Raw genomic sequence first — 10334 nt, 5'->3', positions numbered from 1 at the left:
GTCCGGTTGCGGGGGTGTCCGCGGCATGGATGCCGCGGCCAAGCCCCCAGGGACGGGTTTACGGCGTCCCCCGCAACCGGACCCACCCCGGCTCCCCACATGAAACCGGCTTCTGCTGTTGCTTCTGCTGTTGCTGTTGCTCCAGCTCGGAGCAGGTGCAGGGCGCAGCCCTGCCGAACACCCCCATCTCATGCTGCGCCGCAGAATGCATTCGGCTGAACCTGCATGCTCTACTTGAATCGATCTAAAACCACGGTCGCGTGGGTCGGGCGTCATTCCAGGGGGAGCCATCTGCCGATGCGGGCAAGGTTCAGCGGAACGGTGCCGGACGGCCCCGATCGTCTGCCTTCGCGTCATCGACTACAGGAACCCGACATGCGTCCAGTGCCGTCCGCTCCCGCCGTCCCCTTGTCCGAGCGCCCGCTGGCGCGCCTGGCCTGCCTGCTCGCGCTGTCGGCGATGCCGATGCTGCTGCAGGCCGCGCCGGCGGCGCTGGAACGCGAGGTCAACACCTTCATCGGCAGCAAGGACGATGGCAACACCTTCCCGGGCGCATCGGCGCCGTTCGGCCTGATCCAGGTCAGCCCGATCGGCAGCCATTACTCGGGCTGGCGCTACGACGACGAGAAGATCCGCGGTTTCGGCCATTCGTTCATTTCCGGTGCCGGTTGCTGGGAACAGGGCGGCCAGGTGTCGGTACTGCCGGTGACGGGCAGCATCGGCCCGGGCGGCGATTTCGATACCGGCAACCCCAAGCAGTTCGATCACAAGGCCTACGCCGCGTCCTATACCCATGACGGCGAAATCGGACAGGCCGGCTACTACAAGGTGCGGTTGACCAGCTATGGCGGCATCGACGCCGAGGCGACCGCGCGTACCCGCGCCGCCGCCGAGCGCTACACCTTCAGCCAGCGCAGCGGCGACGGCCACGTGCTGGTCAATGTCGGCCAGGCCAACGAGCGCCATTCGGTGATCGGCAGTGTGGTCGACGTGGTCGGTGACCGCGTGGTGGAAGGCAAGCTGGTCACCAAGAGTTTCTGTGGTGGGCACCAGTACACGACCTGGTTCCGCATCGAGTTCGACCGCCCGTTCAAGGCGCACGGCACCTGGGGCGAGGGCGGTGGCCTGCCCGGTGCGCGCCACAGCATGGAAGGCGAGCAGAAGCCGAACGGCGCCTGGCTCAGTTTCGATCTGGCCAAGGGGCAGTCGGTGACGGCGGTCAGTGCGATCTCGCACGTGGACGCCGAAGGCGCGCGCACCAACCTGCGCGCCGAGGGCATGCAGGGTGGGGCGCTGCTGGGTTTCGACCGCATGCGCACGCTTTCCCAGCAGTCCTGGCGCGAGCAGCTGGGCCGGGTGCGCGTGCAGGGCGGCAGCGCTGACGACCGCGCCGTGTTCTACAGCGCGGTCTACCACGCGCTGCTGCAGCCGATGACCGGCAACGATGCCGACGGCCGCTATCGTGGCTATGACGATGGCATCCATCGTGCCGATGGCTGGACCTACTACGAGTACTTCTCGCTGTGGGATACCTACCGTGCGCAGAACCAGTGGCTGGCGCTGACCCGCCCGGACGTGGCGCGCGACATCGGCCGCACGCTGCTGGCGATCGACGAACAGGGCGGCTGGCTGCCGCGCTGGGGCTATGCCAACTTCGAGACCAATATCATGACCGGTGATCCGGTCACCCCGTTCATGGTCGACCTGTGGCGCTTCGGCGCGCTCAAGGGCCGCGAATCGCAGGCCTGGGATGCACTGCGCCGCAACGCTTTCGGCACGCCGCCGCTGAACTCGCGCATGGCAGGCCGTTCCGGCAACCCGACCTACCTGGACAAGGGCTATGTGGTCTATGACCGCGCGTTCCCGTCCAAGGGCATGGACGTCGATCCGCACCACGGCGGCTCGGCGACGCTGGAATATGCGCTGGCCGACTGTGCGCTCTCGCAGATGGCCGATGGCCTCGGCCATGCGCAGGACGCGGCGACGCTGCGCGAACGCGGCCGCAACTGGCGCAATGTGTGGGACCCGCAGGTGCGCGATGCCGAGACCGGCTTCACCGGCTTCCCGCGCCCGCGTACCGACGATGGCCAGTGGTACACCCCGTCCGATGGCCACTACAGCCCGCGTTCGCACCACGGCTTCCATGAGGGCACCGCGTGGCAGTACCAGTGGCTGGCGCAGCAGGACGTTCCGGGCCTGGTCGAAGCGATGGATGGCCGCGAACAGGCCGGCCGCCGCCTCGACGCGTTCTTCGCGATGGACGCGCTGCAGGCCGATCCGCTCAACGCCGCGCGCAAGGAGTGGGTGGTCGGGCCGTACAGCTACTACAACCAGTTCCGCTACAACCCGAACAACGAGCCGGATCTGCACTCTCCGTGGCTGTACACGCTGATCGGCCAGCCGTGGAAGACGGCGGCGGTGGTGCGTGCCGCGCAGCAGCTGTTCACCAATGCCCCCAACGGCGTGACCGGCAACGATGACCTCGGCACGATGTCGGCCTGGTATCTGTTCAGCGCCATCGGTGTCTACCCGGCGGTGCCCGGCAGTGGCCAGTTCCTGCTGCACACCCCGCGCTTTGCCAAGGTGGAAGTGGACATGGGCAATGGCCGCACCCTGCGCATCGACGCGCCGGGCGCCGACGGTCGCCGCCTGCAGTACGTGCAGGGCGTGCAGGTCGATGGCCAGGCACATGCACCGGTTTGGCTGGACTGGAGCCGCCTGCAGCAGGGTCCGCGCCTGCACTTCAGCCTGGACGCCAAGGCACCGCAGCAGGGCTGGGGCACCGCCGTGAAGGACCTGCCGGTGTCCTGGTGCGCGGCACCGGGCAGCGCATTGCGCTGAGCCGGACTGTGCCGTTCGCGGTGACCCAGCGAACGGCACCGCACGACATGGCCGTGATCCATTAGGCTTGAGCCTCCAGCGGAGTCCGGGAAGACGATGAACGACAACGGCAGCAGTTCCAGCAAGCGCGCCGGCAAGGCGGTGACGGTGACCGACATCGCGCGTGCCATCGGCGTGTCACGGGCCACCGTGTCGCTGGTGCTGCGCGGCAGCCCGCTGGTCAACGTCGACACCCGGGCCAAGGTCGAGGCCGAGCTGCGTCGCCAGCGGTATGTCTACAACCGCGCGGCGGCCAACCTGCGCCGGCGCACCTCGTCGAGCATCGCGCTGGTGATCAACGATCTGTCCAACCCGTTCTTCGCCGAATTCGCTTCGGGTGTGGACGAGGCGCTGGGCGGGCGTGGTTACGTGACCCTGCTGGGCAGCACTGGCGAATCGCCGAAGCGGCAGCAGGCGGTGCTGTCCACATTGATGGAGCACACCCCGGCCGGCCTGATCCTGTCGCCGGCCGAGGGCAGCGATACCACGCAGCTGCGCCAGGCACTGGGCGCCAATGCCAACGTGCTGCTGTTCAATCGCGAACTGGACGGCGCCGACTGGGACTTCCTGACCCTGGACAACCAGCACGGTGCCTACCTGGCCACGCGCCACCTGATCGAGCGTGGCCATCGCCAGATCGCCTTCTTCGGCGGCCATGCGGCATCGAGCTCGTGCCACCAGCGCCGCGCCGGTTTCCAGCAGGCGCTGGCCGAGGCTGGCCTGTCCCTGCCGCCGGGCTGGATGATCGAGTCGGCGCCGAACCGGCTGGAGGCTGCCGCGCGTACCGATGAACTGTTTGCCGATGGCCATCGCCCGAGTGCGGCGGTCTGCTACAACGACACCGTCGCGCTGGGCCTGATGCTGGGCCTGAACTCGCGCGGCATCCGTCCCGGCGGTGATTTCGCGGTGACCGGTTTCGATGATATTTCCGAGGCGGCGGTGGCCGTTCCGCCCTTGACCACGCTGACCGCCGACCCGCGCGAGCGCGGCCGGCAGGCGGCGGCGCTGCTGCTGCAGCGGCTGGACGAACCGGATGCGCCGCCACGGCGCACGGTCGCGCCGGTACAGCTGCGCATCCGTGAAAGCAGCGCCGCACGACCGAACTGATCCCTTTCATACACCCCTTCCACGCAACAACGACCTTCCGCGCATCGAGGCGCGTACCGCATGCCGATCTCCGCAACGCCCCGTCCATCGGGTTCTTCGGGCAACGCACCTGCCGTCACCAACGGCAAGGCGCTGGCCGTGGTCACCACGATCTTCTTCATGTGGGGCTTCCTGACCTGCCTCAATGACATCCTGATCCCGCACCTGAAGGCGGTGTTCGAGCTGAACTACGCCAAGGCGATGCTGGTGCAGTTCACCTTCTTCGGCACCTACTTCCTGATGTCGCTGCCCGCAGGCCGGTTGGTCGCCGCGCTGGGTTACAAGAAGGGCATCGTGGCCGGCCTGGTGATCGCCGGCATCGGCGCGCTGGGCTTCTGGCCAGCGGCCGAGCTGCGCGTGTACGGTGCCTTCCTCGGCGCCCTGTTCGTGCTGGCCACCGGCATTACCGTGCTGCAGGTTGCTGCCAATCCCTACGTCGCGCTGCTGGGCCCGGAGCAGACCAGCTCCAGCCGCCTGACCCTGGCGCAGGCCCTGAACTCGCTGGGTACGGCCATTGCACCGATCTTCGGCGGCATGCTGATCCTGTCCAACACGGTCAAGAGTGCCGATGATCTCGCCGCGATGCCGGCCGCCGAGCAGCTGGCCTATCGTGCCGCCGAGGCGCAGGCCGTGCAGGGCCCCTATGTTGGCCTGGCGGTGGCGCTGGTGCTGCTGGCGCTGTTCGTGTTCCTGTTCCGCCTGCCGGCATTGAGTGATGCCACCGAACAGGCCGACCAGGGCCACCACCACAGCTATCTGGATGCGCTGCGCAAGCGCCACCTGCTGCTGGGCGTGCTGGGCATCTTCTTCTACGTCGGCGCCGAGGTGTCGATCGGCAGCTTCCTGGTCAACTACCTGTCGATGCCCACCATCGGCGGCTTCAGCGAGCAGGAAGCCACGCACTATGTGTCGGCCTACTGGACCATGGCGATGATCGGCCGCTTCGCCGGCTCGGCGCTGCTGGCCCGCTTCTCGCCCAGCCGCCTGCTGGCGATCTTCGCGCTGGTCAATGTGGCCCTGCTGGTCACGACCATGATGAGTTCCGGTCACCTCGCGCTGTACTCGGTGGTGGCGATCGGCCTGTTCAACTCGATCATGTTCCCGACCATCTTCGCGCTGAGCATCGAGCGCCTGGGGCCGCTGACCAACAAGGGCTCCAGCCTGCTGATCATGGCCATCGTCGGCGGCGCCGTGGTGCCGTACCTGCAGGGCGTGCTGGCCGACCATATCGGTGTGCAGGCCAGCTTCATCCTGCCGCTGCTGTGCTACGGCTACATCATCTTCTACGGACTGGTCGGCGCGCGTACGCCGGCTTCCGCAACGCAGGGAGGCTGAGTCCGGAATGGGTTCCATCGTTTGCTTCGGCGAAATTTTGATCGATCTACTAGCGCAGCCGCCGGCCTCGGCCGATACGCCGCGCGCGTTCCTGCAGTACGCCGGCGGTGCGCCGGCCAACGTCGCCGTGGCGGCCGCGAGGCTGGGTGCAAAGACCCAGTTCGTCGGCATGCTCGGCCGCGACATGTTCGGTGACTTCCTCGCCGACAGCCTGGTCGAGCATGGCGTCGGCACCGACTACATCGTGCGTACCGACGCGGCCAAGACCGCGCTGGCGTTCGTGGCGCTGGACGCTACCGGCGAACGGAGTTTCAGCTTCTACCGCCCGCCGGCGGCCGATCTGCTGTTCCGTGACCGCGATTTCCAGGCCGCCTGCTTCGACAGCGCGCAGTGTTTCCACGTCTGCTCCAACAGCCTGACCGAGCCGTCCATTGCCGAGGCGACCTTCGCCGGCATGGAGCGTGCCCGCGCCGCCGGCGCGGTGGTCAGCCTCGATCTCAACCTGCGCCCGGCGCTGTGGCCGGCCAGCGAAGATCCGACGCCGCGCCTGTGGCAGGCGCTGGAACGGGCCGACCTGGTCAAGCTGTCGCGCGAGGAGCTGGACTACCTCGCCTCGCCGCTCGGCGATGACGGTGAGCGGCTGGTGCTGCGGCGCCTGCTGGCCGCGCAGGCACGCTGGGTGATCGTCACCGACGGTGCGGCCACGCTGCGCTGGTATACCCGCGACGACCACGGCACGGTCACCAGCTTCCGTGTGGCCACGGTCGATACCACCGCCGCCGGCGATGCCTTTGTCGGTGGCGTGCTGGTCGGCCTGCTGGAGCGGGGTGGGGCCGGCGCTGGTTTCGCTGCGTTCTGCCAGGACCCGCAGGCGATTACTGCCACGCTCCGCTTCGGTGCTGCGGTCGGCGCACTGGCGGTTACCCGCAAGGGCGCGTTCGCCGCGATGCCCTCGCTCGATGAAGTGCAGCAGCTGCTGCAGGCCCAGGACATTACCGCATGAGCACCTCGCCCGATTTCCGTTCGCCCGCCTTCCTGCGCGCGCATATCGCCGACACGATGGCGTTCTACCATCCGCGCTGCATCGATCCGAACGGCGGCTTCTTCCACTACTTCCGTGATGACGGCAGCATCTACGACGCCAGCCACCGCCATCTGGTGAGCAGTACGCGTTTTGTCTTCAACTATGCGATGGCCTACCGCGAGTTCGGCAACGCCGAATACCGCGACGCGGTAGAGCACGGCGTGCGCTACCTGCGCGAGGTGCATCGCAATCCGGCCACCGGTGGCTATGCCTGGACCCTGCGCGACGGCAAGGTCGAGGACGACATGAACCACTGCTATGGCGTGGCGTTCGTGCTGCTGGCCTACAGTTGTGCGCTGAAGGCCGGTGTCGAGCAGGCCCGCGGCTGGATGGACGAGACCTGGCAGCTGCTGGAGGCGCGCTTCTGGGAGCCGCAGCACGGCCTGTACAAGGACGAAGCCGATGGCCAGTGGAACTTCACCGGCTATCGTGGCCAGAACGCCAACATGCACATGTGCGAGGCGATGCTGGCCGCGTTCGAGGCCAGCGGCGAGCAGCGCTATGTCGAGCGCGCGCTGCAGCTGGCCGACAACATGACCCGCCGCCAGGCGGCCAAGGCCGGCGGTCTGGTCTGGGAGCACTATGACGTGAACTGGGAGATTGACTGGGACTACAACCTGGACGATCCCAAGCATCTGTTCCGCCCGTGGGGTTTCCAACCGGGCCATCAGACCGAATGGGCCAAGCTGCTGCTGATCCTCGATCGCCATGTGCAGGCCGATTGGCTGGTGCCGACCGCGCAGCACCTGTTCGATGTGGCCGTGGCGCGCAGCTGGGACGAGGCGCGCGGTGGCCTGTACTACGGTTTCGCACCGGAATCGCGCCGGCAGCCGGGCATGGACGGTGCCCCGATCGGCGTCGACAGTTTCGTCTGCGACGATGACAAGTACTTCTGGGTGCAGGCCGAGACGCTGGCCACGGCCGCGCTGATGGCCCAGCGCACCGGCGAGGAGCGCTACTGGCAGTGGTACGAGCGCATCTGGGCATACTCCTGGGAGCACTTCGTCGACCACCAGTACGGCGCCTGGTTCCGCATCCTGGATGCTGACAACCGCAAGTACAGTGACGAGAAGAGCCCGGCCGGCAAGGTGGATTACCACACCATGGGTGCGTGCTACGAAGTGCTGAACGTGGTGCGTTGAGGTGGGTAGGCCGGGCATGGCCCGGCGCTACCGTGAATCGGATCTGCAGATAGCGCCGGGCCACGCCCGGCGGAAGAACAGGAGCTGTGCGTGCATCGTCCTTCCCTCGTTGTCCGTCTGCTCCTGCTGCTGATCGCAGCCTCTGCTTTCCCTGCGTTGGCGGCCCCACTGCAGGCGCAATGGGAGTTCCGCATGCTGCCGGGTGACGCACAGGGCGCCGCCCATCCCGGCCTGCAGCAGTGGCGTGGCGCCACGGTGCCGGGCAGTGTGCATACCGACCTGCTGGCGCATGCGTTGATCCGCGACCCCTATGTCGGTGCGCCGGAGAGCGAGCTGCAGTGGATCGGGCTGGCCGATTGGGAGTACCGGGCCCGCTTCGACGTGGATGCTGCAACCCTGGCCAAACCCAACGCCGAACTGCGCTTCGACGGGCTGGATACCTATGCCGAGGTCAGCCTCAACGGCAAGCCACTGCTGCGCGCAGACAATGCGCACCGTACCTGGCGTGCCCATGTGGAAGGCCATCTGCGCGCGAAGGGCAACGAGCTGCGGATCGTGTTCCGGTCGCCGATCCGCACCCTGTTGCCAGGCGTGCAGGCAATGCCGCACAGGATTGCCGGCAACTATCCCTCGCCCTATGGCGATGAGCCGAAGGACGCGATGGTCGGCAACTTCGCGCGCAAGCCGGCCTATCACTTCGGCTGGGACTGGGGCCCGCGCTACGTCACCGCCGGTGTCTGGCGCGGGGTCGACCTGCAGGCCTGGGATGCGCATCGGCTGAACGATGTGGCGGTACGCACCGACGCGCTGGATGCCCGGCAGGCGAAGCTGACGGTGCTGCTGCAGGTGGAGCAGGGCAGCGCCGCCGGTTCTGCGGTCGTCAATGTCGACGTGCGCGATCCGCAGGGGCGCAGCGTTGCCCAGGTGCAGCGCACGGTGCTGCTGAAGCCCGGCCAGAACAGTGTGGAACTGCCGGTTGAATTGGCAGAACCGAAACGCTGGTGGCCGGTGGGCCACGGCGCACAGGATCGCTACACCGTGCAGGCACGCCTGGACGGTGGCGCCGATGCAACGCTGGTGCGCGAGCAGCGCATCGGCCTGCGCACGGTTGAGCTGCGCCGCGAGGAGGATGGCAAGGGTGGGCAGGGCTTCGCTTTTGTCATCAACGGTGTGCCGGTCTTTGCCAAGGGCGCCAACGTGATTCCGTTCGACGCCTTCCCCGCACGCGTGGATGCCGCGCGCCTGCGCCAGGTGCTGGTGGCGGCGCGCGATGCCAACATGAACATGCTGCGCAACTGGGGCGGCGGCTACTACGAAGACGATGCCTTCTTCGATATCGCCGATGAACTTGGCCTGCTGGTCTGGCAGGACTTCATGTTCGGCGGCGGCATGCAGCCCGGTTACGATCCGGCGTTCCGCGCCAGTGTGGTCGCCGAGGCCCGCGACAACGTGCGCCGCCTGCGCCATCACCCCAGTATCGTGTTGTGGTGTGGCAACAATGAAGAAGAAACCGCCTGGAAGGATTGGGGCCATGGCCGCGACCTGAAGGCGGCCGATCCGGCGTTCGCGGCCAAGGTCTGGCAGGGTTATGTCGATCTGTTCGGCAATGATCTGCGCCAGGTGGTCGGCGAGGAAGCGCTGGGCGTACCGTACTGGTCCAGTTCGCCCAGCAACGATCTGGACGAGAAGGCCAACGACTCCACCCGCGGCGACAAGCACTACTGGCAGGTGTGGGGCAATCCGGCGTTGCCGGTGCAGGCCTATCTGCGCGAGACCCCGCGTTTCATGTCCGAGTACGGGTTGCAGGCGTGGCCGTCGGTGGCGACGGTGGACCAGATCGCGACCCGTGCCGAGCAGCGCATCGACAGCCCGGTGATCCGCGCACACCAGAAGTTCATGGCCGGCGAAGGCAACAGCCGCCTGCTGCACTACATCGAACTGGGCTACGGCACGCCGAAGGACTTCGAGGACTTCGTCTACCTCAGCCAGGTGATGCAGGCCGATGGCATCGCGCTGGCCGCGTTGCATCACCGCGCCTCGCGGCCGTACACGATGGGCTCGTTGTACTGGCAGCTCAACGACGTCTGGCCGGGCGCCTCATGGTCCAGCGTGGATTATTTCGGTCGCTGGAAGGCGCTGCACTACGCCGCACGCCGCTTCTTCGCGCCGGTGACGGTGGCGGCACTGCGTGACGAAGGCCGTACCCGGGTGCGACTGCTCAATGACGGTGCTGCACGGGATGCGCGCTGGCGGCTGCGGGTGATGGACATGGACGGCAAGGTGCTGCGTCGTCGCGAGCAAGCGGTGAGCCTGGCCGCAGCAGGGGTGACCTCGATCGGTGATTTCACCGATGCGGAACTGCTGGCCGGCGCCGACCCGAAGCGCACGGTGGCGGTGTTCGAGCTGCTGCAGGACGGCAAAGTGAGCGCGCGGCAGGTGGTCGGCTTCGCTGAAGCCAAGGATCAGGTGTTGCCACGGCAGAAATTGAAGGCGACTCTCGCCATCGACGGCGATCACTATCGCCTGCGGCTGCAGAGTGCGGCCTATGTGCGCGCGGCGTGGATCGACTTCGGCGCGTTGGACGTGACGCTTGAAGACAACCTGCTGGACCTGCTGCCGGGCGAAACCCGCGACATCGCGATACGCGGCCCGGTGGACCTGACCACCCTGCGCGACGCGCTGAAGGTGAAGACCCTCAACGACCGTTGAGGGCTGGAACATCCTGCTCTGGTAGATGCCAACCTTGG

General features: G+C 67.2%; 6 protein-coding genes. All 6 read left to right on the top strand.

Features of this window, described 5'->3' with window-relative positions; translation table 11 throughout:
* The first annotated feature begins 375 nt into the window (after positions 1 to 375).
* The 6 genes from LZ605_RS06380 to LZ605_RS06355 all read left to right on the top strand — a co-directional run bounded on the left by LZ605_RS06380 (position 376) and on the right by LZ605_RS06355 (position 10296).
* The gene (locus LZ605_RS06380) at positions 376 to 2841 is read left to right on the top strand and encodes a GH92 family glycosyl hydrolase (protein ID WP_423172550.1); all 2466 of its coding nucleotides are present in this window, start codon (positions 376 to 378) and stop codon (positions 2839 to 2841) included.
* Positions 2842 to 2937: 96 nt separating this feature from the next.
* Complete coding sequence (locus tag LZ605_RS06375; RefSeq protein ID WP_249844161.1) at positions 2938 to 3987, top strand: LacI family DNA-binding transcriptional regulator; 1050 nt, start codon at positions 2938 to 2940, stop codon at positions 3985 to 3987.
* Positions 3988 to 4047: 60 nt separating this feature from the next.
* Positions 4048 to 5361: an L-fucose:H+ symporter permease gene (gene fucP, locus LZ605_RS06370; RefSeq protein ID WP_249844160.1), complete on the top strand. Its 1314-nt coding sequence runs from the start codon at positions 4048 to 4050 to the stop codon at positions 5359 to 5361.
* Between the two features lie 7 nt (positions 5362 to 5368).
* Positions 5369 to 6364, top strand: coding sequence for a carbohydrate kinase family protein (locus LZ605_RS06365; RefSeq protein WP_249844159.1), 996 nt, complete (start codon positions 5369 to 5371; stop codon positions 6362 to 6364).
* Positions 6361 to 7587 carry an AGE family epimerase/isomerase gene (locus tag LZ605_RS06360; protein ID WP_249844158.1) on the top strand — a complete coding sequence of 409 codons (1227 nt, stop codon included), beginning with the start codon at positions 6361 to 6363 and terminating at the stop codon, positions 7585 to 7587. Before LZ605_RS06365 ends, LZ605_RS06360 begins: the two co-directional genes overlap by 4 nt.
* Positions 7588 to 7677: 90 nt before the next feature.
* Positions 7678 to 10296: a beta-mannosidase gene (locus LZ605_RS06355; protein WP_249844157.1), complete on the top strand. Its 2619-nt coding sequence runs from the start codon at positions 7678 to 7680 to the stop codon at positions 10294 to 10296.
* The last annotated feature ends 38 nt before the right edge of the window (positions 10297 to 10334 follow it).

The sequence above is a fragment of the Stenotrophomonas maltophilia genome (genome assembly GCF_023518235.1).
In the GTDB taxonomy this organism is placed as follows: Bacteria; Pseudomonadota; Gammaproteobacteria; order Xanthomonadales; family Xanthomonadaceae; genus Stenotrophomonas.
This window is presented reverse-complemented; position numbering and strand designations above follow the sequence as displayed.

Coding starts and splice junctions, on each gene's coding strand:
- LZ605_RS06380 (WP_423172550.1), top strand. CDS start 376: ATGCGTCCAGTGCCGTCCGCTCCCGCCGTCCCCTTGTCCGAGCGCCCG.
- LZ605_RS06375 (WP_249844161.1), top strand. CDS start 2,938: ATGAACGACAACGGCAGCAGTTCCAGCAAGCGCGCCGGCAAGGCGGTG.
- fucP (WP_249844160.1), top strand. CDS start 4,048: ATGCCGATCTCCGCAACGCCCCGTCCATCGGGTTCTTCGGGCAACGCA.
- LZ605_RS06365 (WP_249844159.1), top strand. CDS start 5,369: ATGGGTTCCATCGTTTGCTTCGGCGAAATTTTGATCGATCTACTAGCG.
- LZ605_RS06360 (WP_249844158.1), top strand. CDS start 6,361: ATGAGCACCTCGCCCGATTTCCGTTCGCCCGCCTTCCTGCGCGCGCAT.